At 73.3% G+C, this 26,689-nt stretch carries 18 protein-coding genes; 12 read left to right on the top strand and 6 right to left on the bottom strand.

Features of this window, described 5'->3' with window-relative positions:
• The first annotated feature begins 78 nt into the window (after positions 1-78).
• The 3 genes from IE118_RS19965 (at position 79) to moeZ (ending at position 3,074) form a co-directional block, all read left to right on the top strand.
• Positions 79-1,098 carry an NAD-dependent epimerase/dehydratase family protein gene (locus tag IE118_RS19965; protein WP_189559325.1) on the top strand — a complete coding sequence of 340 codons (1,020 nt, stop codon included), beginning with the start codon at positions 79-81 and terminating at the stop codon, positions 1,096-1,098.
• Positions 1,086-1,832, top strand: coding sequence for a spherulation-specific family 4 protein (locus IE118_RS19960; protein WP_189559324.1), 747 nt, complete (start codon positions 1,086-1,088; stop codon positions 1,830-1,832). The genes IE118_RS19965 and IE118_RS19960 overlap by 13 nt, the downstream gene beginning before the upstream one ends.
• A 63-nt stretch (positions 1,833-1,895) precedes the next feature.
• Entirely contained in the window at positions 1,896-3,074 is a 1,179-nt protein-coding gene (gene moeZ / locus IE118_RS19955; protein ID WP_189559323.1) for an adenylyltransferase/sulfurtransferase MoeZ, read from the top strand.
• A gap of 71 nt (positions 3,075-3,145) precedes the next feature.
• Here moeZ and IE118_RS19950 read toward each other — a convergent pair whose 3' ends face one another.
• The 3 genes from IE118_RS19950 to IE118_RS19940 form a co-directional block, all read right to left on the bottom strand.
• Positions 3,146-4,642 carry an alpha/beta hydrolase gene (locus tag IE118_RS19950; RefSeq protein WP_189559322.1) on the bottom strand — a complete coding sequence of 499 codons (1,497 nt, stop codon included), beginning with the start codon at positions 4,640-4,642 and terminating at the stop codon, positions 3,146-3,148.
• Positions 4,643-4,787: 145 nt separating this feature from the next.
• Positions 4,788-6,335, bottom strand: a complete 1,548-nt coding sequence (locus tag IE118_RS19945; RefSeq protein WP_189559321.1) for an alpha/beta hydrolase — start codon at positions 6,333-6,335, stop codon at positions 4,788-4,790.
• An 81-nt stretch (positions 6,336-6,416) separates the two neighbouring features.
• Positions 6,417-9,182 carry a lysylphosphatidylglycerol synthase transmembrane domain-containing protein gene (locus tag IE118_RS19940; RefSeq protein WP_189559320.1) on the bottom strand — a complete coding sequence of 922 codons (2,766 nt, stop codon included), beginning with the start codon at positions 9,180-9,182 and terminating at the stop codon, positions 6,417-6,419.
• Between the two features lie 186 nt (positions 9,183-9,368).
• Here IE118_RS19940 and IE118_RS19935 point away from each other — a divergent pair, with 186 nt between their 5' ends.
• From IE118_RS19935 to nudC, 5 genes are all read left to right on the top strand, one after another.
• On the top strand, positions 9,369-9,755 hold the full coding sequence (locus tag IE118_RS19935; protein WP_189559319.1) for an MGMT family protein: 387 nt from the start codon (positions 9,369-9,371) through the stop codon (positions 9,753-9,755).
• 257 nt (positions 9,756-10,012) lie between these two features.
• Positions 10,013-13,399 (top strand): ATP-dependent helicase, encoded by a 3,387-nt coding sequence (locus tag IE118_RS19930; RefSeq protein WP_189559318.1) that lies wholly within the window; start codon positions 10,013-10,015, stop codon positions 13,397-13,399.
• Positions 13,400-13,597: 198 nt separating this feature from the next.
• Positions 13,598-17,260: an ATP-dependent helicase gene (locus tag IE118_RS19925; protein ID WP_189559317.1), complete on the top strand. Its 3,663-nt coding sequence runs from the start codon at positions 13,598-13,600 to the stop codon at positions 17,258-17,260.
• A 10-nt stretch (positions 17,261-17,270) separates the two neighbouring features.
• Positions 17,271-18,683 carry a dipeptidase gene (locus IE118_RS19920; RefSeq protein ID WP_189559316.1) on the top strand — a complete coding sequence of 471 codons (1,413 nt, stop codon included), beginning with the start codon at positions 17,271-17,273 and terminating at the stop codon, positions 18,681-18,683.
• A gap of 152 nt (positions 18,684-18,835) precedes the next feature.
• Positions 18,836-19,780, top strand: a complete 945-nt coding sequence (nudC, locus tag IE118_RS19915; RefSeq protein WP_229846867.1) for an NAD(+) diphosphatase — start codon at positions 18,836-18,838, stop codon at positions 19,778-19,780.
• 91 nt (positions 19,781-19,871) lie between these two features.
• Here the strand turns inward: nudC and IE118_RS19910 are convergent, their stop codons facing one another.
• On the bottom strand, positions 19,872-20,129 hold the full coding sequence (locus IE118_RS19910) for a mycoredoxin (protein WP_189559314.1): 258 nt from the start codon (positions 20,127-20,129) through the stop codon (positions 19,872-19,874).
• 239 nt (positions 20,130-20,368) lie between these two features.
• Here IE118_RS19910 and IE118_RS19905 point away from each other — a divergent pair, with 239 nt between their 5' ends.
• The 4 genes from IE118_RS19905 to IE118_RS19890 all read left to right on the top strand — a co-directional run bounded on the left by IE118_RS19905 (position 20,369) and on the right by IE118_RS19890 (position 23,912).
• Positions 20,369-22,576 (top strand): ATP-dependent DNA helicase UvrD2, encoded by a 2,208-nt coding sequence (locus tag IE118_RS19905; RefSeq protein WP_189559313.1) that lies wholly within the window; start codon positions 20,369-20,371, stop codon positions 22,574-22,576.
• 162 nt (positions 22,577-22,738) lie between these two features.
• Positions 22,739-23,053, top strand: a complete 315-nt coding sequence (locus tag IE118_RS19900) for a hypothetical protein (RefSeq protein ID WP_189559312.1) — start codon at positions 22,739-22,741, stop codon at positions 23,051-23,053.
• A 170-nt stretch (positions 23,054-23,223) separates the two neighbouring features.
• Positions 23,224-23,592 carry a WhiB family transcriptional regulator gene (locus IE118_RS19895; RefSeq protein WP_189559311.1) on the top strand — a complete coding sequence of 123 codons (369 nt, stop codon included), beginning with the start codon at positions 23,224-23,226 and terminating at the stop codon, positions 23,590-23,592.
• On the top strand, positions 23,589-23,912 hold the full coding sequence (locus IE118_RS19890) for a putative WhiB-interacting protein (protein ID WP_189559310.1): 324 nt from the start codon (positions 23,589-23,591) through the stop codon (positions 23,910-23,912). Before IE118_RS19895 ends, IE118_RS19890 begins: the two co-directional genes overlap by 4 nt.
• A gap of 123 nt (positions 23,913-24,035) precedes the next feature.
• On the opposite strand, the gene IE118_RS19885 is transcribed toward IE118_RS19890, so the two are convergent.
• A complete protein-coding gene (locus tag IE118_RS19885; RefSeq protein ID WP_189559309.1) occupies positions 24,036-25,403 on the bottom strand; it encodes an ABC1 kinase family protein in 1,368 nt (455 codons plus the stop codon).
• Positions 25,396-26,646: a ThiF family adenylyltransferase gene (locus IE118_RS19880; protein ID WP_189559308.1), complete on the bottom strand. Its 1,251-nt coding sequence runs from the start codon at positions 26,644-26,646 to the stop codon at positions 25,396-25,398. The genes IE118_RS19885 and IE118_RS19880 overlap by 8 nt, the downstream gene beginning before the upstream one ends.
• Between the last annotated feature and the right edge of the window lie 43 nt (positions 26,647-26,689).

The following is a 26,689-nucleotide window of genomic DNA, read 5'->3' as shown; positions in this document are numbered from 1 at the left end:
ACGTGACGACCCCACCCGAAGGAGAACCCGCATGACCCCCCGCCCCGCAGCTCCGCACCACCCCGAAGGAGCCCCCCGATGAGAGTCCTGCTGATCGGAGCCAACGGCTACATCGGCCGCTTCGTCGCCGACCGCCTCCTCGCCGATCCCGCCGTCCAGCTGACCGCCCTCGGCCGGGGCGACGACGCCGACGTGCGCTTCGACCTGGCCACCGGCAGCCCCGGCGCCCTCACCCGCTTCCTCGACGCCGTCCACCCCGGCGTCGTCGTCAACTGCGCCGGTGCCACCCGGGGCGGCGCCCGCGAACTCACCCGCCACAACACCGTCGCCGTCGCCACCGTCTGCGAGGCCCTCCGGCGCAGCGGCTGCGGCGCGCGGCTCGTGCAGATCGGCTGCGGCTCCGAGTACGGCCCCAGCCAGCCCGGCTCCTCCACCGCGGAGGACGCCGTCCCCCGCCCCGGCGGCCCCTACGGCGTCAGCAAGCTCGCCGCCACCGAACTGGTCCTCGGCTCCGGCCTGGACGCCGTGGTCCTGCGGGTCTTCTCACCCGTGGGCCCCGGCACCCCCGCCGGGTCCCCCCTCGGCCGCCTCGCCGAGGCCATGCGCCGGGCCATGCAGTCCGGTGACGCCGAACTGAAGCTCGGCGGCCTGGGCGCACAACGGGACTTCGTCGACGTCCGCGACGTGGCCCGCGCCGTCCACGCCGCCTCCCTCTCCGCCGCCCAGGGCGTCATCAACATCGGCTCCGGCCGCGCCGTCCGCCTCCGTGACGCCGCCGGAATCCTCGCCCGCGTGGCCGGCTACGGCGGAGCCCTCAACGAACTCGACACCGTACCCGGCGCGCACCACGCCGCCGCCCCCCACATGAGCCACGCGACCGGCGCCCCCCACCTCAGGCCCGCCATCGGCCACCCCCGCCCCGATCCCGACCACCCGCACGCCGTCGGCTCGCCCGCCGCCTTCCCGTACCCCGACGGCTGCGGCACCTGGCAGCAGGCGGACGTCCGCACCGCCCGCGACCGCCTCGGCTGGCGCCCCCGCATCAACCTCGAGGAGTCCCTGGCCGACATCTGGATGGAGGCGGCATGCCGTATCTGACCAGCACCAGACCGGGCACCGCGGGCACGGACGTCCGCACCGGCTTCGGCATCCCCGGCCTCGCCCACCCCCTCCTCGCCCCCACCGAGTGGCACAGGCTCACCCACCCCGGCACGCCCCTGCACTGGGTGGTGCTCAACGTGGCCGACGGCCCCGGCGTCCAGCCCGACCCGCACTGCCTGGAGGCGGCCGGGCGGCTGCGGAACGCCGGTGTCCGTGTCCTCGGCCACCTCGACACCGCCTACGGCCTGCGCTCCTTCGGGGAGGTGATCTCCGACGCCCACCGCTTCCTCGACTGGTACCAGGTCGACGGCTTCCTCCTGCACCGCTGCCCCGCCGACCGCGCCTCGCTCCCCGAGGTCCGGCGCACCGTCGGCACGCTGCGGATGATCCACGAGGACGCCCACGTCGTCCTCGGCCACGGCACCCACCCCTGTCCCGGCTACGCCGAGTACGCCGACCAGCTGGTCACCTTCTCCGGAGCGTGGAGCGACTACCGCTGGTCGCAGGTGGCCGAGTGGACCGCCGACCACCCGCCCGAACGCTTCTGCCACTTCGTGCACGGAGTGCCGCGGCCGCACCTGGACGAGGCGCTGCGCATCGCCCGCTGGCAGGGCGCGGCGACGATCTGGTTCACCGACCACGCTCCCGGCCGGCACACCGACCCCTGGGAACCGATGCCCGGTTACTGGGACGACATCGTCTCGCGCATCGGGACGGGTGTCTCGGAATGAAAAAGCGCATGGCAGTGTTGAGCCGAGAACAACCGTAGTGATAGACCGACCAACGGAGTCCCCGTGTCGCTGCCACCCCTGGTCGAGCCGGCCCCCGAGCTCACCGTAGACGAGGTCCGCAGGTACTCCCGCCACCTGATCATCCCTGATGTGGGGATGGACGGGCAGAAGCGGCTGAAGAACGCCAAGGTGCTCTTTGTGGGCGCCGGCGGCCTGGGTTCCCCGGGGCTGATGTACATGGCCGCGGCGGGCGTGGGCACGCTCGGCATCGTGGAGTTCGACGAGGTCGACGAGTCGAACCTGCAGCGCCAGGTCATCCACAGTCAGGCCGACATCGGCCGCCCCAAGGCCGAGTCCGCGCGGGACACGATCAAGGGCATCAACCCGTACGTGAACGTGGTGCTTCACGAGGAGCGGCTCGAGGCCGACAACGTGAAGGACATCTTCAGCCAGTACGACCTGATCGTCGACGGTACGGACAACTTCGCGACCCGCTACCTGGTCAACGACGCCTGCGTGCTGCTGAACAAGCCGTACGTCTGGGGCTCGATCTACCGCTTCGACGGCCAGGCCTCCGTCTTCTGGTCCGAGCACGGCCCCTGCTACCGCTGCCTCTACCCGGAGCCCCCGCCGCCGGGCATGGTCCCGTCCTGCGCCGAGGGCGGCGTCCTCGGCGTGCTGTGCGCGTCCATCGGCTCCATCCAGGCGAACGAGGCCATCAAGCTGCTCGCCGGCATCGGTGAGCCCCTCGTCGGCCGCCTGATGATCTACGACGCCCTGGAGATGCAGTACCGCCAGGTCAAGGTCCGCAAGGACCCCGACTGCGCGATCTGCGGCGAGAACCCGACCGTCACCGAGCTCATCGACTACGAGGCCTTCTGCGGCGTCGTGTCCGAGGAGGCCCAGGCGGCGGCCGCAGACTCGACGATCACTCCCAAGCAGCTCAAGGAGTGGATCGACGACGGCGAGAGCATCGAGCTCATCGACGTCCGCGAGCCGAACGAGTTCGAGATCGTGTCCATCCCGGGCGCCCGCCTGATCCCCAAGAACGAGTTCCTCATGGGCAACGCCCTGGAGAGCCTGCCGCAGGACAAGAAGATCGTCTTGAACTGCAAGACGGGTGTCCGCAGTGCGGAAGTCCTCGCGGTTTTGAAGGCAGCGGGCTTCGCCGACGCCGTCCACGTCGGCGGCGGCGTGATCGGCTGGGTCAACCAGATCGAACCGGCGAAGCCGGTCTACTGAGCGACGCCGGCCACCACCGAGGCCTAGGCGGGGGCTCCGGGCACCACGGGTGCGCGGAGCCCCCGCCGTCGTCATGAGCAGACCTTGCCGTCCTTCGGCACCGTGCCGTCCAGCAGGTACGCGTTCACCGTGGAGTCGACGCAGTCGCTGCCGCTCCCGTACGCGCCGTGGCCCTCGCCCTTCCAGGTGAGCACCACGCCGACGCCCTCGCCCAGCTCGTCCGCCATCTTGCGGGCGCCCTCGTACGGGGTGGCCGGGTCGCCGGTGTTGCCCACCACGAGGATCGGCGGCGCGCCCGGCGCGCTCACCTCCGGGGTGTCGAACCGGCCCGGTACCGGCCACTCGTGGCACCAGCCGGCCGTGTCCCAGCCGAGGAAGGCGCCGAACACGGGCGAGATCTCCTCGAATTCCGGCAGCAGCTGCTTCGTCTCCTCGACGGTCGGCCGCTGCTTGTCGTCGAGGCACGATATGACCCGCTGCGAGTGGGTCGTGGTGCCGTAGCGCCCCGAGGCGTCGCGTTCGTTGTATCCGTCGGCCAGGGCCAGCAGCTCCGTGCCGTCCCCGTCCTGCGCCGCGTCCAGCGCGCTGGTCAGCGCCGGCCAGCCGTCCTTGCTGTACAGCGGCAGTACGATGCCGGTCAGGGCCAGCGACTGGGTCAGCTCCCGTCCGGAGGAGGACGTCGGCAGCGGCTCGGCGTCGATCCGGTCCAGCAGCTCCGCGATCTCCCGGGAGCCCTGCTCCGGGTCCCGGCCGGTGGACTTCAGGTAGTTGTCGAGGGCCGTCTGGAAGCCGCGCGTCTGGTTCTTGGCGTGCCCCACGGTGTCCGCGGTCGGGTCGACCACCGCGTCGAGCGTCAGCCGGCCCACCTTCTCGGGGAACAGGTGGGCGTAGACGCCGCCGAGTTCGGTGCCGTAGGAGATGCCGAAGTAGTTCAGCCTGTCGTCACCGAGGACCTGCCGGATGCGGTCCATGTCGCGCGCGGTGTCGGTGGTCGAGACGTGGGCCATCAGGTCACCCGCGGACTCCTGGCACCCCTTGCCGAAGTCGGCCGCGTCCCGGAGGTACGCCTTCTCCTCGGCCGGGGTGTCCGGGGTGCCGTCCACCGTCGACTCGGCGGCCTGGATGTCCTCGTCGTCGCGGCAGCGGACGCCCTCGCTGGCGGCCACGCCCCGCGGGTCCCAGCTGACCAGGTCGTACCGCTCGTGCAGGGCGGAGACCGCGGGGGCGTAGGACGGCATCATGGAGACGCCCGAGCCGCCGGGGCCGCCGAAGTTGAACAGCAGGGAGCCGAGCCGGTCGTCGCCCGTGGCCTTGGCCCGGATGAGGGCGAGCCCGATCGTCGGGCCGTCCGGCTTCGCCCAGTCCAGTGGAACCGGGAGGGTGGCGCACTGCCAGTTGCCGCCCGGCGCGGGCTCGTCCCCCGAGGCCTTGCAGCGTCCCCAGTCGAGCGCCGTGCCGTTCCTGCCGTCGTCCGCGGAGTCGTCGTCCGGTGAGCCGCCGCCGGTGCAGCCGGCCGTCAGCAGCGCGGCGGCGGCCGCCAGGGCCGCCCACCGTGTGAAACGGGTCATGTGCCGATTTCCCCCCTCGCTTGCCGTCCGCACCGTGCCACGGATGGCGGTCGTGCCATGGTAGGCAGATTCGCCACTCACCGTGACAGCCTGTGGAAAAGCCTCTGACCTGCGGGGTTACGAAGGGGCGCGGCAGGGTCGCTCCTCAGCGGCAGACGGTCCCGGCCGCCGGCACCTTCCCGTCCAGCAGATAGCCGTGCACCGCCCGCTGCACGCACGCGTCCTCGCTGTTGTAGGCGCCGTGTCCCTCGCCCTCGTAGGTCAGCTCCACGCCGACCCCCTCGCCGAGCGCCCGCACCATCCTGCGTGCCCCCTCGTACGGCGTGGCCGGGTCGCCGGTGTTGCCGATCACCAGGACCGGGGCGGCGCCCGGGGCGCTCACGTCGGGACGGTCGGCGGCACCCGGGACCGCCCAGTCGGTGCAGCCGATCATGCCCCAGGCCAGGAAGTCGCCGAACAGCGCGGACGCGGAACGGAACGCCGGCAGGCTGCGCCGCACGTCCTCGGGGCTGTAACGGGGCTTGGCGTCGGCGCAGTTGATGGAGGTGTTGGCGGCGATCAGGTTGCTGTACTCGCCGTTCTCCCCGCGTCCGTTCATCGAGTCGGACAGCAGCATCAGGATCGTGCCGTCACCGTCGTACGCCTGCTCCAGACCGTCGGTGAGGAACGGCCAGAAGTCCCGCGAGTAGAGCGCCTGCATGATCCCGCCGGTCGCCGTGCTCTGGGTCAGCCGGCGCGGGAAGACCCCCGGCACGGGCCTGCCGTCCAGGTCCTTCAGCAGCCCGGCGATGCGGTCCTTCACGTCTTGCGCGCTCTCCCCGACGGGGCACCCCTCGACCTGGGAGACGCAGTCCTCGGCGTAGTTGTCGAGCGCGAGCTGGAAGCCACGGGCCTGGCCGAGCGCGCCCTGCTCGGCCGTCAGGGTGGGGTCGACGACCGCGTCGAACACCGCCCGGCCCACCTTTCCCGGGAACAGGTGGGCGTAGACGCCGCCGAGTTCGGTGCCGTAGCTGAAGCCGAAGTAGTGCAGCTGTTCGTCGCCGAGGACCTCACGCATCAGGTCCAGGTCGCGGGCGGCGTCGGTGGTGCGCACGTGCGGCAGGATCCGTGCGGAGTTCGCCTCGCAGGCCGCGTTGAAGTCCTCGGTGCTGCGCAGGAGTTCGCGCTGCTCCGCGGCGTCGTCCGGAGTGGCGTCCTGCTGGAGGAGCGCATCGAGCTGCTGGTCGTCCTCGCAGGCCACGGGTGCGCTGCGGCCGACCCCGCGGGGATCGAAGGCCACCAGGTCGTAACGGGTGCGCAGGGTCGCGTACAGGTCGCCGAAGGCGGGCAGCGTGGTGACACCGGAGACACCCGGGCCGCCGAAGTTGAAGATCAGGGAACCGATGCGCTCGTCCGCCGGGCCGCTCGACCGGGCGCGGATCAGGGCGAGGCCGATGGTGTCGCCCCCGGGGTCGTCCCAGTCCAGCGGCGCCCTCATGGTGGCGCAGGACCACTCGCCCCGGTCACCCGGCAGCGGGGACGGGGGAGGTCCGCCGCCCTGGGCCTCGGAGGGGGCCGGGCAGCTCTTCCAGTCGAGCTCCTGCCGGGTCGGGTCCGCGCCCTCGTCGTCCCCGCCGCAGCCCGCCAGCAGCGCGGGGAGCAGCACGGCGCAGACGGTCAGGGCGGCGGCACGCGGGCGGAAGGGGCGGGGCATGATCCCATCCTGCGGTCGCCGGGGGCGGGACGCGCGGGGCGCGGGCCGTACGAGGGAGGGGCACCGGGGCCGGGCCGTTCCTTACAAGGCCGCCTTGCGCGTGAGGTGGTTGAAGGCGATCCACCCCGGCAGCACCGGCAGCCACAGGGTCAGCAGACGGAAGAGCAGCACCGCCGGCGCGGCGACCTCCTTGGGCAGGCCGACGGCGATCAGACCGACCGTCAGGGTCGCCTCGACCGCACCCACGCCGCCCGGCGTCGGCGCCGCCGACCCCAGCGCGTTGCCGGCGAGGAAGACCACGGCGACGCTGGCGAGGCTGACCGAGGTCGTCTCGTCGCCGAACGCGCGGATCGAGGCGTCCAGGCACATCACGAAGCACGCCGTCAGCAGCAGCATGCCGCCGATGCCGGTGACCAGCTTCTGCGGCCGCTGGAGCACGTCGAGCATGCGCGGCACGACGCCCGCGAAGAGCGACCGCACGCGGGTGACGACGAACTTCCGCAGGAACGGCACCGACGTCACGACCAGGACCAGCACCGCCACGGTGAGCAGGCCGCCGATCACCGTGCGGGACGGCGAGAGGGAGGGCGTCTTCTCGGTACCGGTCAGGTACCCGAAGGCCAGCAGCATCAGGATGTGGCAGCCGAGCCCGAACAGCTGCGAGGCGCCGACGCTCGCCACCGCGAGACCCGGTCGCACCCCGGCGCGCTGGAGGAAGCGCGTGTTCAGGGCGACGCCGCCCACCGCCGCGGGGGCGACGATCTTCACGAACGACCCGGCGACCTGCGCCGCCACGGTCCGTACGAAGGGCACCCGCTCCGGCACGAACCCGAGCAGGGCCATCGCCGCCGCGACGTAGCTGGCCGCCGAGAACAGCACCGCCGCGGCCACCCAGCCCCACTCCGCGTTCGCGATCAGCGGGCCGAACTCGATGTGGGTGAGCTGCGTGAGCAGGAAGTACGCGCCGATCGCGCCGGCGATGAGACTGATCAGCGTCCGCGGGCGCACCCGCTCCAGACGGGCCGGCTCGACCGGGGCCTGCGGCCGGATCCGCAGCACCTCGTGCCGGATCTGGGTGAGCAGATCCTCCTCCCGCGCCTCCTCCAGCGCCTCGTCGATGGCCCGCTTCTCGGCTCGCTGCTCCGCGCGTACGGCCTTCTTGTCGGACCGCTCGGACCGCTCGGACCGCTCGGACCGCTCGGACCGGTCGGTCCTGTCGGCCGTCCCGTCGAGCGACGCCCGTTCGGCGGCGGCGTCGTGGGAACCGCTCAGCTCCGCGCGGACCGGCCTGGGCTGCCGGGAGGCCTCCAGCACCGCCTCGCGTTCGCGTTCGGCGCGCTCCCGGGCGAGCCTGCGCAGGGTCGCGCGCGTGGACCGGCTCAGCGCGATGGGCTGGAGCATGGGCAGACAGTCCGCCACGGCGTCGGGGCCGAGGACGCTCAGCGCGGAGGCCACCGCGCGTTCCGCGCCCACCCTGAGGCCCAGTGTCACCAGCAGCTGGGAGACGTCCATGCGGAGCAGCAGTTCACCGGCCGCGATCTCGCCGCCGCGCAGATCGGTGAGGATCACCGTGCCCGAGGGGTCCACCAGGATGGCGTCGCCCACCAGTCTGCGGTGCGCGATGCGGCGGGACTGCAGGGCCCGCACCTGGTGCCAGGTGTCGCGCAGCAGCTCGTCGGTGATCTCCTCGTCCGGCAGCGAGTCGAGCGTGCGCCCGCCGCTGTGCTCGTAGACGAGCATCACCGCGTCCGGCCCGAGTTCGGAGGTCGCGATCAGCTTGGGCGCGTTGGCGCCGGCCGCGATGGCCGCGTACGCCAGCAGCGCCTCCTGCTCCAGCGCCTGGCGCAGCGACTGCAGGCTGCTGCGGGTGGCGAAGCCGCGCAGGGCGAGATTGCGCCACGCGCGATAGAAGAATCCCTGTGCCTGCTGTTCCCGGTCGACCACCGTCACGTCCAGCGGCGGCCCGTCCTCCAGGGTGACGAAGTACCGCCGTCCGCGGTCACCGGTCTCGGAGGCGTCCGGCGCCTCCTCGCGGGAGGCGGTCACGGGGCGGAAACCGACGGTGCGCAGGCCCGCCATCAGGGTGCGTCCGGTGGGGCGCACGTTGGGTGACCCCACGGCGTAGAGGGTGCCGTAGGCGACGGTCCAGCCGATCAGCACCGTGAGGATGATCGAGAACGGAGTCGTGTACCCGGTGACCAGCATCGAGAAGGCGTCGAGGAGCAGCACCACCCACAGCACCGCGCGCCAGCGGGGTCTGCGGGACATCCCGACGGCCGTCATGTAGGCGATCACCGGTGCCAGATAGCCGTGCACCGGGTCGGTCAGGGCGTGGATGTCGCCGGGGGAGGGCTGGGTGAGCGCGTCCTGGATCGAGTCCGGGGCGGCACGCGCCACCCACAGGTCGGTGGCGAGCGTCACACCGTGCGCGAGGACGGCGGCGAGCACGCCGTCGGCGATCCGCAGCCCGTCCCGCTTGATCAGCCGTTCGATGGCGAAGGCCACCGGCACCAGGAGGATCGCGATGCTGGAGGCCAGACCCGCGATCTTGATGAGCAGGTCGGGCGCCTGTCCGGTGCCCTTGGTGATGTCCTGCTCCAGCCCCGAGGTCGTGCCGTGGGCGAACGCGGCGATCGCCAGCAGCACCACGACGGCGAGTACGCCGCCGAGGAGCCGCATGAGATCCGAGGGGCGGTGCACACGTGCCGGGAGCAGCGGCTCGTCGCCCTCCAGCTCGTCGATGTGCGCCGTGTCGGGGTCCGGGCGGCCGGGTTCCGCGGTGTCCGGGCGCGACGAGGCGTCAGGGCTGCCCTCTGCGTCCCCCGGGTGCGCGCCCTGCTGCTTCATCGTCTCTTCTCGATCTCGTATCACCGGTCACCGCCCGCACGATGGTGGCATGCCGTATCGGCACAAGGGGGCATCAGGGTCGAAAAGCGGGGCGGCACAGTCTGCCCGAAGCGCTGCCTCCGGGCGAGTCGTGCGCACGCGCGTGAGCGCGCCGCGTTGTCGGTGGCGTGGGGCAGGATGGGACGGATGAGTCAGGAAAGCCTGGCGCCGGACGGCGGCCCGCCGGGTCCGGACGCCCTGCCCGAGTACGCCGAGCGGGTCCTCGAGGTGGCCGAGCTGATCCCGCCGGGACGCGTCATGACGTACGGGGACGTGGCCGAGTGGCTGGGGGAGGGCGGCCCCCGGCAGGTGGGGCGCGTGATGGCCCTGTACGGGGGAGCCGTGCCCTGGTGGCGCGTGGTCCGCGCGGACGGCGTGCTGCTGCCGGGACACGAGCTCAGAGCCCTCGGCCACTACCGCGCGGAGGGCACGCCGCTGAAGGAGGCGAGCCGGGCGGCGCAGGACCATGTGCCGCGCCTCGACATGAGACGTGCGCGATGGGACGGCGGCGGGGACGGCGGGGGTCACACCTGACAGCCTCCGCCATCGCGCGCACCGCCGTGTGACCTGTGATCCGTTCCGGGGAAAGGGAGCACATCCGTGGCATGACGTACGTTCGTGAGGTGAGGGACATGTGCGCCGTGAGCGGCCGGAGGGAAGAAGCGGAAGTTCTGCTTCCACTGTTTCCCCCGGCGTAGCGTCGGCAGCGCGCATCCCCTTCACCACCCGCCCACCGCCCCGCACGCGCGGCGAACGGCCCCACAGCACACCCACCAGGACCGGCGAACCACGTGAGCTCCTCTTCTTCCATCAGCGGCCTGTCGCACCCCCCGGTGCGACGGGGGAACCGTGGCGCTTACCGACTGGTGCGTACCCCGCCGGCTCACGTGGACCCCCCTGAACTGGACGCCGCGCAGCGCTCCGTGGTTGAGCACACGACCGGCCCGCTGCTCGTTCTCGCAGGTCCCGGTACCGGGAAGACCACCACGCTGGTCGAGTCCGTGGCCGCGCGGATCGCCCGCGGCCAGGACCCCGAGCGCATCCTGGTGCTGACGTTCAGCCGCAAGGCGGCCGTCGAACTGCGGGACCGCATGGCCCTGCGCATCGGGGCCGCGCACGCCCCGCAGGCCACCACCTTCCACTCGTTCTGCTACGCCCTGATCCGCGCCCACCAGGACAGCGACCTTTTCGTCGAGCCGCTGCGGCTGCTCTCGGGCCCCGAGCAGGACGTCACCGTCCGCGAGCTGCTGGCCGGCCAGGTGGACCTGGAGCGGCTCGGGCTCGCCCACGTGCGCTGGCCGGACGAACTGCGCGCCTGCCTGACCACCCGGGGCTTCGCCGACGAGGTCCGCGCGGTGCTCGCCCGCAGCCGTGAACTGGGGCTCGGGCCGGACGCCCTGGACGCCTTCGCCCGCCGCATCGGACGCCCCGACTGGCGGGCCGCCTCCGCCTTCCTCGCCGAGTACCTCGACGTCCTCGACCTGCAGGGCGTCCTCGACTACGCCGAACTCGTCCACCGCGCGGTGCTGCTCGCCGGCCGCCCGGAGATCGCCGGGCAGCTCGCCGCGCGGTACGACGCCGTCTACGTCGACGAGTACCAGGACACCGACCCCGCACAGGTACGGCTGCTGCACGCGCTGGCCGGCGGCCGCACCCTCGTCGCCTTCGGCGACCCCGACCAGTCGATCTACGCCTTCCGGGGCGCGGACGTGGGCGGCATCCTGGAGTTCCCCCACGCCTTCCCCCGCCCGGACGGCCGCCCCGCACCGGTCGAGGTGCTGCGCACCTCCCGCCGCTCCGGCGCCGCCCTGCTGGAGGCCACCCGGCTGATCACCCGGCGCATGCCGCTGCCCCGGCTCCCCGCCGAGAAGGTCCGCGCGCACCGGGAGCTGACCCCGGCGCGGGACGGCGGCCGGGTCGAGGTCCACACGTACCCGACGTCCGGCACCGAGCTGGACAACATCGCCGACATCCTGCGCCGGGCCCACCTGGAGGACGGGGTGCCCTGGAACGACATGGCCGTCCTGGTACGGGCGGGCTCCCGCACGCTGCCCACGGTCCGCCGTGCCCTCACCTCGGCGGGCGTCCCCGTGGACGTCGACGGCGACGACCTGCCCCTGCGCCACGAACCGGCGGTGGCACCGCTGCTGACGGCCCTGCGCGCGGTGGCGACCGCCGAGGCGGACGGACGGCCCGCGACCGCGCCCGGGGTCACCGCCGGGGCCGGCGCCGACACGGGCACGGAGTCCGGTACCGGCGCCGGCGCGGAAACCGGGCCTGCCCCCGACACCGGCGCGGATGCGTGCTGGCTCAGTACCGAGACCGCCCTCACCCTGCTCACGTCCCCCCTCGCCGGCATGGACACCGCCGACCTGCGCCGCCTCGGGCGGGCCCTGCGCGAGGAGGAGCGCGCCGGGGGCAACCCGCTGCCCCCGCCCTCGGACGAGCTGCTCGCGCGCGCACTGGCCGAACCGGAGCGGCTCGCCGTGCACGACCCGGTCTACGCGCGCGGCGCCCAGCGGCTCGGTTCCCTGCTGCGCCGGGCCCGCGAGCGGCTGGCGGGCGGCGGCACGGCGGAGGAGGCCCTGTGGGACCTGTGGGACGGCACGCCGTGGCCCCAGCGCCTGGAACGCTCCGCGCGGCGGGGCGGCGCGGCCGGCCGCAACGCCGACCGTGACCTGGACGCGGTGTGCGCCCTGTTCGCGACCGCCGCACGCGCCGAGGAACGCACCGGCGGCCGGGGCGCCCTGAACTTCCTGGAGGAGATCGAGGCCGAGGACATCGCCGCCGACACCCTCACCCGGCGCGCCGCCCGCCCCGACGCGGTGCGCCTGATGACCGCGCACCGCTCCAAGGGCCTGGAGTGGCGCCTGGTCGTCGTGGCCGGTGTCCAGGAGGGCCTCTGGCCCGACCTGCGCCGCCGCGGCTCCCTGCTGGAGGCCGACCGCATCGGCCGCGACGGGCTCGCCGAACCCCTCACCCCCGGCGCGCTGCTCGCCGAGGAACGCCGCCTGTTCTACGTCGCCGCCACCCGCGCGCGCGAGCGTCTCGTCGTGACGGCCGTGAAGGCCCCCGCCGACGACGGCGACCAGCCCTCCCGCTTCCTGACCGAACTCGGCGTCGAACCCAAGGACGTCACCGGCCGTCCCCGCCGGCCCCTGGCCGTCGCCGCGCTGGTCGCGGAACTGCGCGCCACGACGGTCGACCCCCGGGTCTCCGACGTCCTCCGCCAGGCCGCCGCCCGGCGGCTGGCCCGGCTCGCCGCGCTCGCCGACGAGGACGGCCGCCCGCTCGTCCCCGCCGCGCACCCCTACCGCTGGTGGGGCATGTTCGAGCCGACCGAGAGCAAGGTGCCGCTGCGCGACCGCGACCAGCCCGTCGTCCTCTCCGGCAGCGCCCTCGACCAGCTCGCCAACACCTGCGCCCTCCAGTGGTTCCTGGGCCGGGAGGTGAAGGCCGACGCGCCCGCCACCGCCGCCCAGGGCTTCGGCAACGTGGTGCACGTCCTCGCCGACGAGGTGGCCTCCGGACGCACCCCGGCCGACCTCGCCGTCCTCATGGAACGCCTCGACTCCGTGTGGAACGCGCTCGCCTTCGACGCGCCGTGGAAATCGGCACAGGAGAAGGAGAACGCGCGCGTGGCGCTCGAACGCTTCCTGAAGTGGCACGTCATGGACCGCACCGGACGCACCCCGGTCGCCAGCGAACACGACTTCGACGTCACCCTCGAAGCGGGTGACTACGCGGTGCGCATCCGCGGTCAGATGGACCGCGTCGAAGCCGACGGCGAGGGACGCGCGTACGTCGTCGACTTCAAGACCGGCAAGCAGGCGCCCAGCTCCAAGGAGGTCGACCGCCACCCCCAGCTCGCCGTCTACCAGCTCGCCGTCGGCGAGGGCGCCGTCGACGAGGTCTTCGACGGAGCGCGCCCCGAACCGGGCGGCGCCGAACTCGTCCAGCTCCGCCAGGGCGCCGCCCAGCGGGACGGCGGCGAGACCCTGCCGAAGGTGCAGGCCCAGGAGCCGCCGGAGGGTGAGTGGGTCGGTGACCTGCTGGCGACCGCCGCCGGCAAGGTCCTCGACGAACGGTTCACCCCGACCGCGGGCCAGCACTGCGCCCACTGCGCCTTCCGCGCCTCGTGCAGCGCCCGCCCCGAAGGCCGGCACGTCGTCGAGTGACGACACGTGGTGGAGTAGGCGGAGTGGTGGAGTGGTGGAGTGGTGGAGTGACGGGCGTGACACGTCGTCGGGCGACGGGCGAACACGGCGTCGAGTGACGGGCGTGACGCATCGCACCACCCGCTCCGACCTGCGGTTCCGTACGGCCGGAGCGCTCCGTGGGGCACCGCTGTCAGTCCCCGCCGCTAGATTCTCTGTGTGCCCGCCCGTATCACCGATCCCGATCAGCTCAAGGAGCTCCTCGGGATCCCGTTCACCCCGGAGCAGACGGCCTGCATCACCGCGCCGCCCGCCCCGCAGGTGATCGTGGCCGGAGCCGGATCGGGCAAGACCACGGTCATGGCCGCCCGCGTGGTGTGGCTGGTCGGCACCGGCCAGGTCGCCCCCGAACAGGTACTCGGACTCACCTTCACCAACAAGGCCGCCGCCGAACTCGCCGAACGCGTCCGCAAGGCACTGATCAAGGCCGGCGTCACCGACCCCGACGCCATCGACCCGGACGACCCCCCGGGCGAGCCGGTGATCTCCACGTACCACGCCTTCGCTGGCCGCCTGCTGACCGACCACGGACTGCGCATCGGCCTGGAGCCGACCTCCCGGCTGCTCGCCGACGCCACCCGCTACCAGCTCGCCGCGCGCGTCCTGCGTGAGGCCCCCGGCCCCTACCCGGCCCTCACCCGTTCCTTCCCCGACCTGGTCGGGGACCTCCTCACCCTCGACGGCGAGCTCGCCGAACACCTCGTACGACCCGAGGACCTGCGCGCCCACGACACCGAACTGCTGCGCGCCCTGGACGGCGTCAAACTCACCAACGCCGACCTGCGCAAGGTCCCCGAGGCGGCCGCCGCGCGGCGTGAGCTCGCCGGGCTGGTGCTGCGCTACCGGGAGGCCAAACGCGAACGCGACCTGCTCGACTTCGGCGACCAGATCGCGCTGTCCGCCCGCCTCGCCGCCATCCCCGAGGTGGGCCGGATCCTGCGCGACGAGTTCCGCGTGGTCCTCCTCGACGAGTACCAGGACACCTCGGTCGCCCAGCGCGTCCTGCTGGCCGGACTGTTCGGCGACGGCACCGGACACCCGGTGACCGCCGTCGGCGACCCCTGCCAGGCCATCTACGGCTGGCGCGGCGCCTCCGTCGCCAACCTCGACGACTTCCCCGAACACTTCGCCCACGCCGGCGGCCGCCCCGCCACCCGCCAGTCGCTCAGCGAGAACCGCCGCAGCGGAGGCCGCCTGCTGGACCTCGCCAACGGCCTCGCCGAACCCCTGCGCGCCCTGCACGAGGGCGTCGAAGCCCTCCGCCCCGCCCCGGGCGCCGAGCGCGACGGCACCGTCCGCTGCGCCCTGCTGTCCACCCACGCCGAGGAGATCGACTGGATCGCCGACTCCATCGCCCACCTCGTCGGCACCGGCAAGGCGCCCGGCGAGATCGCCGTGCTGTGCCGCACGGCGACGGACTTCGCCGAGATCCAGGGCGCCCTGGTCGCCCGGGACGTCCCCGTCGAGGTGGTGGGCCTGTCCGGGCTGCTGCACCTGCCCGAGATCGCCGACCTGGTCGCCGTCTGCGAGGTCCTCCAGGACCCCGGCGCCAACGCCTCCCTCGTACGGCTGCTCACCGGCCCGCGCTGGCGCATCGGCCCCCGCGACCTCGCCCTGCTGGGGCGCCGCGCCCGGCGCCTGGTCTCCCACGCGCGCGTGGACTCCGGCGACGACCCCGACCGGCGGCTCGCCGAAGCCGTCGAGGGCGTCGACCCGGCCGAGGTGATCTCCCTCGCCGACGCCCTGGACACGTTCCTGGAGACCCCGCTGGACGGCCGCGGGGACGACGACGGCCTGCCCTTCTCACCCGACGCGCGCGTCCGCTTCGCCCGGCTCGCCGCCGAACTGCGCGACCTGCGCCGCTCCCTCGCCGACCCCCTCATGGACGTCCTGCACCGCGTCCTCGCCGTCACCGGCCTCGAGGTCGAACTCTCCGCCTCCCCGCACGCCCTGGCCGCCCGCCGCCGCGAGACCCTCTCCAACTTCCTCGACGTCGCCGCCTCCTTCGCCGCGGGCGACGGCGAGGCCACCCTGCTCGCCTTCCTCGGCTTCCTGCACACCGCCGCCCAGTACGAGAAGGGCCTCGACAACGCCCTGCCCGGCGGCGAGAACACCGTCAAGGTGCTCACCGCCCACAAGTCCAAGGGCCTCGAATGGGACGTCGTCGCCGTCCCCGGACTGGTCACCGGCACCTTCCCCAGCGGCCAGGGCCGCGAGAAGTGGACCGCGCAGGGCAAGGTGCTCCCGCACGCGCTGCGCGGCGACGCCGACACCCTGCCCGATGTCGCGTCCTGGGACTCCCGCGGCCTGAAGGCCTTCCACGAGGCCATGAAGGACCACCAGCACACCGAGGAGCTCCGCCTCGGCTACGTCACCTTCACCCGCCCCCGCTCCCTCCTCCTCGGCTCCGGGCACTGGTGGGGCCCCAGCCAGAAGAAGCCCCGCGGACCCTCCGACTTCCTCCGTGCCCTCCATGACCACTGCGCCGCCGGGTACGGCGAGATCGAGGCATGGGCGGACGAACCCGCCGAGGACGAGGAGAACCCCGCCCTGCACCGGGCCGGCGACCACCGGGCGTGGCCGCTGCCCCTGGACGACGCCGCCCTCGCCCGCCGCCGCGCGGCCGCCGAGACGGTCCTCGCGCACCTCGACGGCCTCGCCGGCCCGCCGGACGGCCCCGCCACCGCCGTGCACGACCCGGACACCCACGACCACCCGGACTGGCCACCGCCACCGGACGACGACGACCCCTTCACGGACGAGGCCCCGTTCCCCGACGAGGACCCCTTCTCCGCCGAGGCGGCTCCCCGGGACGAGGAACCCTTCCGCGACGAGGGGCCCTTCGACGCCGAGGGCCGGCTCCGCGACCGGGACTCACTCCCCGATGAGGACCGGCTCCACGACGAGGACCGGCTCCCCGATGAGGACCGGCTCCACGACGAGGACCCCTTCGCCGACGCCGACCCGGACGACTGGGACTCCTGGAGCACCGACCGCCCCACCGTCCCCCACCAGGCGACCGCCCCCGAGGCGACGGAACGCCCCCGCGCCCGGCGGCACCGGCCCGTGCGGGCGCCGTCGGGTCCCCGGCTCACCCCGGAGGAAGCCCGCACCGTCGCCTCCTGGGACCGGGACCTCGACGCCCTCACCGGAGAACTGCTGCGCACCCGCGCGGCCGTCACCGACGTCCCGCTGCCCGCCTCCCTCACCGCGTCCCAGCTGCTCCGCCTCGCCGAGGACCCCGACGCCTTCGCCCGGGAGCTGGCCCGCCCCATGCCCCGCCCGCCGCAGCCCGCCGCGCGCCGCGGCACCCGCTTCCACGCCTGGGTCGAGGCACGCTTCGAGGCGCTGACGCTCCCCCTGCTCGACCCGGACGAGCTGCCCGGCAGCGACGCCGAGATCGACGACGAACGCGACCTTGAGGCGCTCAAGGAGGCCTTCGAGCGAACGGAGTACGCCCACCGGACGCCTCACCGGGTGGAGGCACCCTTCCAGCTGTCGATCGCCGGCCGCGTCGTCCGCGGCCGTATCGACGCCGTCTACAGGGTGGAAGGCGACCACGGCACGACGTACGAGATCGTCGACTGGAAGACCGGCCGGGGCCGCACCGCCGATCCGCTCCAGCTCGCCGTCTACCGGCTCGCGTGGGCCGAGCAGCAGGGGATCGAGGTGGAATCCGTCACAGCGGCCTTCCTCTACGTACGCACCGGCGAGGTGGTCCGCCCCGGCTCCCTGCCCGGACGTGACGGGCTCGAGAGGCTGCTGCTGGAGGAGCCCTCCGGTGAGATACCGCACTCGGAGGACACCCCCGCGGGCCGATAGGCTCGAAGTCATGAGCCAGCCCGTTGACAGTGCCGTCAGCGCCGTCCGTACCTTCATCGAGCAGCACCGCGCCGTCTTCCTCGACGACCTCGCCGAGTGGCTGCGCATCCCGTCCGTCTCCGCCCAGCCCGACCACGCCCCCGACGTGCGCCGCAGCGCCGACTGGCTCGCCGCGAAGCTCAAGGAGACCGGCTTCCCCACCACCGAGGTCTGGCCCACCCCCGGCGCCCCGGCCGTCTACGCCGAGTGGCCCTCCGCCGACCCCGGGGCTCCCACCGTGCTGGTCTACGGCCACCACGACGTGCAGCCCGCCGCCCGCGAGGACGGCTGGGACACCGACCCCTTCGAACCCGTGGTCCGCGGCAACCGCCTCTACGCACGCGGCGCGGCCGACGACAAGGGGCAGGTCTTCTTCCACACCCTCGGCGTCCGCGCCCACCTCGCCGCGACCGGCCGCACCACCCCCGCCGTCCACCTCAAGCTGCTGATCGAGGGCGAGGAGGAATCCGGGTCCCCGCACTTCCGGGACCTCGTCGAACAGCACGCCGACCGGCTCACCGCCGACGCCGTGATCGTCTCCGACACCGGCATGTGGTCCGAGGACACCCCGACCGTGTGCACCGGCATGCGCGGGCTCGCCGAGTGCGAGATCCGGCTGTTCGGCCCCGACCAGGACATCCACTCCGGCTCCTTCGGCGGCGCCGTCCCCAACCCGGCCACCGCCGCCGCCCGCCTGGTGGCCGCCCTGCACGACGAGCAGGCGCGCGTCGCGGTTCCCGGCTTCTACGACGGCGTCGTCGACCTGACCGACCGCGAACGCGAACTCTTCGCCGCCCTGCCCTTCGATGAGGACCGGTGGCTGCGCACCGCCCGGTCGCACGGCACCCTCGGTGAAGCCGGGTACAGCACCCTGGAACGCGTCTGGGCACGCCCCACCGCCGAGGTCAACGGCATCGGCGGCGGCTACCAGGGCCCCGGCAGCAAGACGATCGTCCCGTCCTCCGCCACGGTGAAGCTCTCCTTCCGGCTGGTCGCCGGACAGGACCCGGAGCACGTGGCGAACGCCGTCCGCGCCTGGGTGCCCGGACACCTCCCCGACGGCATCCGGCACGAGATCTCCTTCAGCCCCGCCACCCGCCCCTGCCTGACACCGCTGGATCACCCCGCCCTCCAGTCCGTCGTCCGGGCGATGGGCCGCGCCTTCGGCAAACCCGTCCTGTTCACGCGTGAGGGAGGCTCCGGCCCCGCCGCGGACCTCCAGGACGTCCTCGGGGCACCGGTGCTGTTCCTCGGCATCTCGGTCCCGTCCGACGGCTGGCACGCCCCCAACGAGAAGGTCGAGCTGGACCTCCTCCTCAAGGGCGTCGAGACCAGCGCCCACCTGTGGGGCGACCTCGCCGAGCACTGGCGGCACGCCCCCTGACCGCACCACGCCGTCCGCACCCGACACCCGCGCGGGACACCCGGAACCGACCCACCGGCACCCCGCCGCGCCGGATCCCGCCCCTCCCGCCGCACGCCCCGCCGAACCGCCCGCCGACCCAATCCGTTCCACCGGGGGAGTTGGAAGCACCCGTGACCACCTGGACCGACCACACCGCCGACCGCCCCATCTCGCTCACCGCCCCGAGCGGCATCGACCGCGCCGCCCACCACCGGCTCGACGAGGCATGGCTCGCGGCGGCGTGGAGTCACCCCTCCACCCGCTGCTTCGTGGTCTCCGGCGGCCAGGTCCTCATCGACGAGACGGCGGACGGCCGCACCGAACTCGTCATGACCCCGACCTTCGAGGCCCCGCTCACCGAAGCCCACCGCTACTTCCTCGGCACCGACCAGGACGGCGTCAGCTACTTCGCCCTCCAGAAGGACTCCCTGCCCGGCCGCATGGACGACTCCGCCCGCCCTGCGGGCCTGCGCGAGGCGGGCCTGCTCCTGTCCCCGCGCGAGGCGGGCCTGATGGTGCACGCGGTCGCCCTGGAGAACTGGCAGCGGCTGCACCGCTTCTGCTCCCGCTGCGGAGAGCGCACCGTCATCGCCGCCGCCGGCCACATCCGCCGCTGCCCGGCCTGCGGCGCCGAGCACTACCCGCGCACCGACCCCGCGGTGATCATGGCCGTCGTCGACGACCGCGACCGCATCCTCCTCGGCCGCCAGGTCCACTGGCCCGAGGGCCGCTTCTCCACGCTCGCCGGCTTCGTGGAGCCCGGCGAGTCCATCGAGCAGTCGGTGCGCCGCGAGGTCCACGAGGAGGTCGGCATCACCGTCGGTGAGGTCGAGTACGTGGCCAGCCAGCCCTGGCCCTTCCCCTCCAGCCTCATGCTGGGCTTCACCGCCCGCGCCACCACGACCGACATCGACGTCGACGGCGACGAGATCCACGAGGCCCGCTGGTTCTCCCGCGACGAACTCGGGGCCGCGTTCGCCTCCGGCGAGGTGCTCCCGCCCTACGGCATCTCCATCGCGGCCCGCCTCATCGAACGCTGGTACGGCAAGGACCTGCCGACCCGCGGCGCCTTCTGACCGTCCGCGCGACGCGACGGCCCGCACCGTCCCGGAAAGCGCGCGCCCCCTCCGGTCGTGTCGACCGGAGGGGGCGCACCCGGGCCCGGGGTCAGGCGCCGAGAGCCTGCTTCACCTGGGCGAGGCTCGGGTTCGTCATCACGACCTCCGCGCCACCGCCGGAAGGAACCACCTGGACGGTCGGCACCGTCTGGTTTCCGCCGTTCGCCTTCTCCACGAACGCCGCCGACGCCGGGTCCTGCTCGATGTTGATCTCGGTGTACGCGATGCCCTCACGGTCCATCTGGCTCTTCAGCCGGCGGCAGTAACCGCACCACGTGGTGCTGTACATCGTCACAGTGCCCTGCATGCCTCTCGCGCTCCTTCGGCGGCTCGGGGAAGTCCTCGTCGTGGGAGGAACGTACGAGACGGCGCCGGCATTCCCACCGGCGGGTGCGGCCGCCGGGCGATCCGCGGGCGGCCCGCGGGCGGTGTTCCGCAGGACGCCTGCCGCACGAGGGCGTGACGCCTGCCGCATTAGTACGACTGCGAGGCCCTCCCTGTGGACAACCGGCTCACCCGTCCCGCGCGACCTGGCAGCATGGCTGTGTGACAGCAGCAACGCACTCCACCCTCTTCCCGCAGGCACCGGACTCGGCCGACGCGGTGCTCGAAGGGCTCGACCCCGAGCAGCGGGCCGTGGCCACCGCCCTGCACGGTCCGGTGTGCGTGCTGGCGGGCGCGGGCACCGGCAAGACCCGGGCGATCACCCACCGCATCGCCTACGGGGTGCGCGCCGGGATCCTCCAGCCCTCCAGCGTGCTCGCCGTCACCTTCACCAACCGGGCCGCCGGCGAGATGCGCGGCCGGCTGCGCCAGCTCGGCGCCGGCGGCGTCCAGGCCCGCACCTTCCACTCCGCGGCGCTGCGCCAGCTCCAGTACTTCTGGCCGAAAGCGATCGGTGGTTCCCTGCCCCGGCTCGTCGACCGGAAGATCCAGCTGGTCGCCGACGCGGCCGCCGTCTGCCGCATCCGGCTCGACCGGGGCGAGCTCAGGGACGTCACCGCCGAGATCGAGTGGTCCAAGGTCACCCAGACCGTCCCCGCGGACTACGCGGCCGCCGCGGCGAAGGCCGGACGGGAGACCCCCCGAGACCCGGCCGAGGTCGCCCAGCTCTACTCCGCCTACGAGGAGCTCAAGCGCGAGCGTGCCGTCATCGACTTCGAGGACGTGCTGCTGCTGACCGTCGCCGTCCTCCAGGACCGGCACGACATCGCCGAGCAGGTGCGCGCCCAGTACCAGCACTTCGTCGTCGACGAGTACCAGGACGTCAGCCCGCTCCAGCAGCGCCTGCTCGAACTGTGGCTCGGCGAGCGGGAGAACCTGTGCGTGGTCGGCGACGCCAGCCAGACGATCTACTCGTTCACGGGAGCAACCCCCGACCATCTGCTCGACTTCCGCACCCGCCACCCCGGCGCCACCGTCGTCAAGCTCGTCCGCGACTACCGATCGACCCCCCAGGTCGTCCGGCTGGCGAACGGACTGCTCGCCCAGGCCCGTGGCCGCGCCGCCGACCACCGGCTGGAACTGATCTCGCAGCGCGCTCCCGGCACCGAGCCGGTCTTCACCGAGTACACCGACGAACCCGCGGAGGCCGAGGGCGCCGCGCGCCGCATCCGTGAGCTGATCGACGCCGGCGTCCCGGCGAGCGAGATCGCCGTGCTGTTCCGGACGAACTCCCAGTCCGAGACGTACGAGCAGGCCCTCGCCGACGCCGGGGTGCCCTACCAGCTGCGCGGCGCCGAGCGTTTCTTCGACCGCCCCGAGGTGCGCAAAGCGATCGTGTCCCTGCGTGCCGCGGCCCGCTTCGGGCGCAACGACGCGCTCCTCGACGACGCCCCCGACCTGCCGTCCCAGGTGCGCGCCGTCCTCTCCGGCGAGGGCTGGACGACGGAGCCGCCGGCCGGTTCGGGCGCCGTCCGCGAGCGCTGGGAGTCCCTGGCCGCGCTGGCCCACCTGGCCCAGGACTTCGCCGCCGCCCGGGACGGGGTCACCCTCGCCGACCTCGTCGCCGAGCTCGACGAGCGGGCGAACGCCCAGCACGCCCCGACCGTCCAGGGCGTCACGCTCGCCTCGCTGCACTCGGCCAAGGGGCTGGAGTGGGACGTCGTCTTCCTGGTCGGGGTCGCCGAAGGCATGATGCCGATCACCTACGCAAAGACGGACGAGCAGATCGAGGAGGAGCGCCGCCTCCTCTATGTCGGGGTGACCCGCGCCCGTGAGCGTCTCCACCTCTCCTGGTCCCTCTCCCGTGCGCCGGGCGGCCGGCCCAACCGGCGTCCGAGCCGATTCCTCGACGGGCTGCGCCCGGGATCGCCGGCGGCCGGCGGGCGGGGCGGTGCGGCCGGAGCGGGAGGAGTGGAGCGGGGCAGCTTCGGCACGGCGTCGCGTCCGGCCGCGCCGCGCCCGCGACGGGGACAGCGCAGTCCCGCCCGCTGCCGGGTCTGCGGCCGCACGCTGACGGACGCGGGCGAGATGAAGCTGATGCGCTGCGAGGACTGCCCCTCCGACATGGACGAGGGCCTGTACCAGCGGCTGCGCGAGTGGCGTGCCGACCAGGCGCGGCGCAGTGGCCAGCCGGCCTTCTGCGTCTTCACCGACAAGACGCTGATCGCCATCGCCGAGACGGCCCCCGACGACGAGCACGATCTGGCCCGCATCCCCGGGGTGGGGATGCGCAAACTGGGCCGCTACGGGGCCGATGTGCTGGCCATCTGCGCAGGCCGTGAGGGCGTCGGGGAGCGCGATCCGGACTGATGCGAACTCGTCGAAAAAATAGTTTGCGCATGCCCCGGCGATCCCCCTAGGTTCTTAGGCACGGGGACGGCGGCCTTCTCCAAGGCCCCGATTCCGTGTTCTACTTGCACATCCGCGGACTGGTTCGTCCAGTCCCTGAGACGCCGAGAGGAGGCGAGTCCAGTGATCAGCATCAACACCAGCTCCATCGTCAAACTGACCGATCGCTCGGCTGTCTCCCTGTGCATTCTCGGCGCCTCGAACCAGGGCACCGGTCTGTCCGGCATGCGTGCCGCACACCTGGCGTCCTCCCTCGCTCCCGCGGCCTCCGCCGTCCGTGAGCGCGATGAGCGACCGACCAAGGCACCGGAAGCAGTAGTGGCACAGGCGCAGGCCTATGCCTTTGCGGCGGCCGGTGCCGGATTCCGGAAGCAGACGACGCAGCACCACCTGATGTGGGCCTTCCGTGGGCCAGAACCCTGGAGTGATCCAGCCTGATTCGATCAGGCCGGCGCCTTCAGGGCCGCGGAACCCCACCCGGGATCCGCGGCCCTTCTGTTTGCCCCGAACGGGGAGCAGACCGAAGCGCCTCGGGGCAGGAAAACGACCCGGTACCAAGCCGCCACCCGGCCAACCGGCCGGAAACGACCAGACGAGGAAGACGAACCGTGCAACTCGAAGCGCACGCCCCGTCCGTACCGCCTTCCGACACGATCCCCAAGTACGGCTCCACGGAGGACCCGACCTTGACTCCGCTCACCGCGCTCACCGCGCTCGACGACGCCATCGAGAACCTGGGCGTGCCCGTCCCGTGCCGCTCCTACGACCCGGAGGTCTTCTTCGCCGAGTCGCCCGCGGACGTCGAGTACGCCAAGTCCCTGTGCCGCACCTGCCCGCTGGTCGAGGCCTGCCTCGCCGGCGCCAAGGAGCGGCGCGAGCCCTGGGGCGTCTGGGGTGGCGAGCTGTTCGTCCAGGGAGTGGTCGTCGCCCGGAAGCGGCCGCGTGGCCGCCCGCGCAAGAACCCGGTCACAGCATGAACACCCCGGGAACGATCGACCGCCCCCTCACGCACGACCCCCAGAAGCAGGCCCCGATGATGCCGTCCGCCCACGAGCCCGCAGGCTCCGCGACCGAAGACTTCACCACCAGTGGTGCGAACGACTCGCGCCAGAACAGGACCCGAGAGATGCAACTCATCCCAGAAGCCATGGCCCGTGCGCGAATGCACGAGCGACTGCACGAGGCGCAACAGGAGCGCCAGGCCGTACGCCTGGTGACCGCGCGCCGGATGCAGCGCCGGGCGGAGCGTGCCTCCCGGCGCGCCCGCCGCGCGCTCGCGATGGCGGTCATGCAGTAGCCGATCCGCCCGTCACCGCTCCACCGAAGCAGTGGCCCCCGGCCGGGGGCCCGGTCTCCTCCGCCGGGGGCCGGTCCGTGTCAACGGACCGGCCCCCGCGGCGCGTCGGGACGGCCGCGCCGGTCACGCCTCCGCGGCAGGCTCCTCCTCCACCGGCTCCTCGGGGACGAACATCGGCAGCCACTCCTCCAGTTCGTCCCGCAGCCGCACCGTCGCCCCCAGCTGGCAGAGCACACCGATCGTGCTCAGCGTCACCCGGTGGATCAGCAGGTAGGCCGGGGGCAGGTTGAGCTGCTTGGCCAGCTGGTAGGCGGGGGAGCGGGGGTCGGCTATCCGGGCGGCCTGGCCGCGCATCCATCCGCGGGTGAAGGTGAACGCGTCCACCCGGGCCGGTTCGATGATCGGCAGCAGGTAGTCGAGGACCGCGTCGGGGTCCAGCTCGATCGACTCCTTGACGAAGCCCTCGGCGCAGAGCATCGCGTAGACCGCTTCCGCCTCGCCGTCCAGCGTCATGCGCAGCGCTTCACCGATGGGGGAGGGCAGTCCGCCGGGGAGCCGGTCGACGGTGCCGAAGTCCAGCACGCCCAGACGCCAGTCGTCCTCCCCGTCCGGCCCGCCCGGCAGCAGACGGAAGTTGCCCGGATGCGGGTCGGCGTGCAGCAGACGGGTGCGGGCGGGGCCGGAGAACAGGAAACGGGCCAGGAGCTGGCCGGCTCGGTCGCGCTGTTCCGTGGTGCCGCCGGAGATGATCTCCGACAGGGGGATGCCGTCCATCCACTCGGTGATCAGCACCTGCTCGCACTGGTGGACCACGTCCGGTACGACGACATCGGGATCGCCGGCGAACTCCTCGGCGTGGGCCCGCTGGGCCTGGGCCTCCAGGCCGTAGTCCAGCTCCTCCGACACACGGTCCTTGAGCTCCGTGATCAGCGGCTTGACGTCCATACCGGGAATGAGCGGGCCCAGCAGACGGGCGAAGCGGCTCAGCTGGGTCAGGTCGGACAGCAGGGCCTCCCCGGCGCCCGGGTACTGCACCTTGACCGCGACCTCGCGGCCGTCGTGCCACACCGCCCGGTGCACCTGGCCGATCGACGCGGCCGCGGCCGGCTTGTCCTGGAACTCCAGGAACAGCTCCTGCCAGTCCTCGCCGAGCCGCTCCGCGAGCACGCCGTGCACGGTGCCGGTCGGCATCGGCGGGGCCGCCTCCTGAAGTTTCGTCAGGGCGGCCCGGTAGGGGCCGGCGACCTCCTCCGGCAGGGCCGACTCGAAGACCGACAGAGCCTGGCCGAACTTCATCGCTCCGCCCTTGAGCTCGCCGAGCACCTTGAACAGCTGTTCGGCGGTGCGCTGCTGGAGCTCGCGGCCGACGATCTCCGCGGACTCGCCCACGATCCGCTTGCCGAGACCCCAGGTCGCCCGTCCGGCGAAGCCGAGCGGGAGCGCGGCCAGCTTCGCGGTCCGGGTGACCGCCTTCCGGGGAAGATCAGACATGCGCCCTCCAAGTACCTGCCGGCCGCTCCGCGTCCGCCTGACGGCGACACTGGTCCGGCGGCCCTTGCACGGCCATTGTCGCGCGGGACCCCCCGGACCCGGTGGTGTGTTCTCGCTTACCTTCGTCCGGGCCGCCGTCCGTCTCCTCCCCTGGACCCCTCCCGGCCGCTCCGCAGGGGCAGGCGGTGTGGGGCCACACCGGCCGGGCGTGCCAGTGCAGGCCGGGCAGGGACACCTCCCAGCGGGCGCCGGCCGTGGAAGGCACCCGGCCGTCCAGGAAGGCGAGCGCGTGGGCGGCCGTCAGCCCCGCGACCGTCGTGGCGAGAGTCACATCGCAGGCGCCGGTCCGGCGCCTGCGGCCGGAGCGCCACTGGGTGACCAGCCGGGGCCATGTCGGGTCCCGGTCGACCCGGTCGTGCTGGAGACATCCCGCGCAGCTCGTCTCGCCCGGCAGCACCAGCGGCCCGGCGACACCGGTCCCCTCCACCACCCCGGCGTAGAGGTGGGGCGTGCCGGAGGCGAGGAGGGGTTCGGCGGCGGACGGATCGGGCGCGTGCACGGCGACATCGTCCCGTGGGGCGAAGATCACCAGGGAGTGCCCCGGGTCGCCCTTCTCCAGGGGGGACCGGGCGGTCCGGCGCGGCGGCCGGTCCGGTGCCGCCCGGCGCACCGCGCGGCGGGCCGCCTCCTCCCGGCGCTCGCCGACGGCCTCGGCGGGCAGTCCGCCCGGCGTGACGTCCCACGGCTCCACCCGCCCCACGTCACGCACCAGCACCTCGCCCACACCGGCGCCCGACAGCAGGGCCGCGACCGTCGCGCCCACCCGGCCCGCGCCTCTCACCTGCACCCGCATGCTGCGACGCGCCGCCAGCCGGCGGATCGGATCGCCGGGCTCGGAGGTGGTCAGGCTGAGGGAGGCCAGGTCCGGGCGGAGCCGCTCGAGGACCTCCGGTCTGTCGCGCAGGGCCTCGCCGGCCGGGCCGCCGCCCCGGGAGTCGTCCAGCAGACCGGCCCGCGACAGCCGCCGCAGGAGCCGGTCGGTGTGACCGTCGGGCAGATCCATGCGCCGCCCCTCCTCGCGCAGGAGCTCCACACCGCGCGTGCCGTCGAGCAGGTCGAGGAAACTGCCCGTCGCGGTGTCCATCGGACCCACCGTCAGCGCGTGCGCCGGGGTCATCCCGAACTGCACGGTGTTGAGATCGCGCCAGCCGCGCCGCAGCGCGGGTTTGACCATCGGATGCATGACAGGCCCCCGTACGTCCAGGTTCGTTCCCGTGGGCGGCCGG

It is taken from the genome of Streptomyces pilosus (assembly GCF_014649835.1).
Classification (GTDB): Bacteria; Actinomycetota; Actinomycetes; order Streptomycetales; family Streptomycetaceae; genus Streptomyces; species Streptomyces pilosus.
The sequence above is the reverse complement of the archived record's forward strand: the minus strand, read 5'-3'. Positions and strand labels throughout refer to the sequence as shown.

Excerpts from the sequence above, each read along its gene's own strand:
- IE118_RS19940 (WP_189559320.1), bottom strand. The coding sequence starts at position 9,182 with ATGAAGCAGCAGGGCGCGCACCCGGGGGACGCAGAGGGCAGCCCTGAC.
- IE118_RS19950 (WP_189559322.1), bottom strand. The coding sequence starts at position 4,642 with ATGACCCGTTTCACACGGTGGGCGGCCCTGGCGGCCGCCGCCGCGCTG.
- IE118_RS19960 (WP_189559324.1), top strand. The coding sequence starts at position 1,086 with ATGCCGTATCTGACCAGCACCAGACCGGGCACCGCGGGCACGGACGTC.
- IE118_RS19885 (WP_189559309.1), bottom strand. The coding sequence starts at position 25,403 with ATGTCTGATCTTCCCCGGAAGGCGGTCACCCGGACCGCGAAGCTGGCC.
- IE118_RS19945 (WP_189559321.1), bottom strand. The coding sequence starts at position 6,335 with ATGCCCCGCCCCTTCCGCCCGCGTGCCGCCGCCCTGACCGTCTGCGCC.
- IE118_RS19965 (WP_189559325.1), top strand. The coding sequence starts at position 79 with ATGAGAGTCCTGCTGATCGGAGCCAACGGCTACATCGGCCGCTTCGTC.
- IE118_RS19910 (WP_189559314.1), bottom strand. The coding sequence starts at position 20,129 with ATGCAGGGCACTGTGACGATGTACAGCACCACGTGGTGCGGTTACTGC.
- IE118_RS19935 (WP_189559319.1), top strand. The coding sequence starts at position 9,369 with ATGAGTCAGGAAAGCCTGGCGCCGGACGGCGGCCCGCCGGGTCCGGAC.
- IE118_RS19880 (WP_189559308.1), bottom strand. The coding sequence starts at position 26,646 with ATGCATCCGATGGTCAAACCCGCGCTGCGGCGCGGCTGGCGCGATCTC.
- IE118_RS19890 (WP_189559310.1), top strand. The coding sequence starts at position 23,589 with ATGAACACCCCGGGAACGATCGACCGCCCCCTCACGCACGACCCCCAG.
- IE118_RS19920 (WP_189559316.1), top strand. The coding sequence starts at position 17,271 with ATGAGCCAGCCCGTTGACAGTGCCGTCAGCGCCGTCCGTACCTTCATC.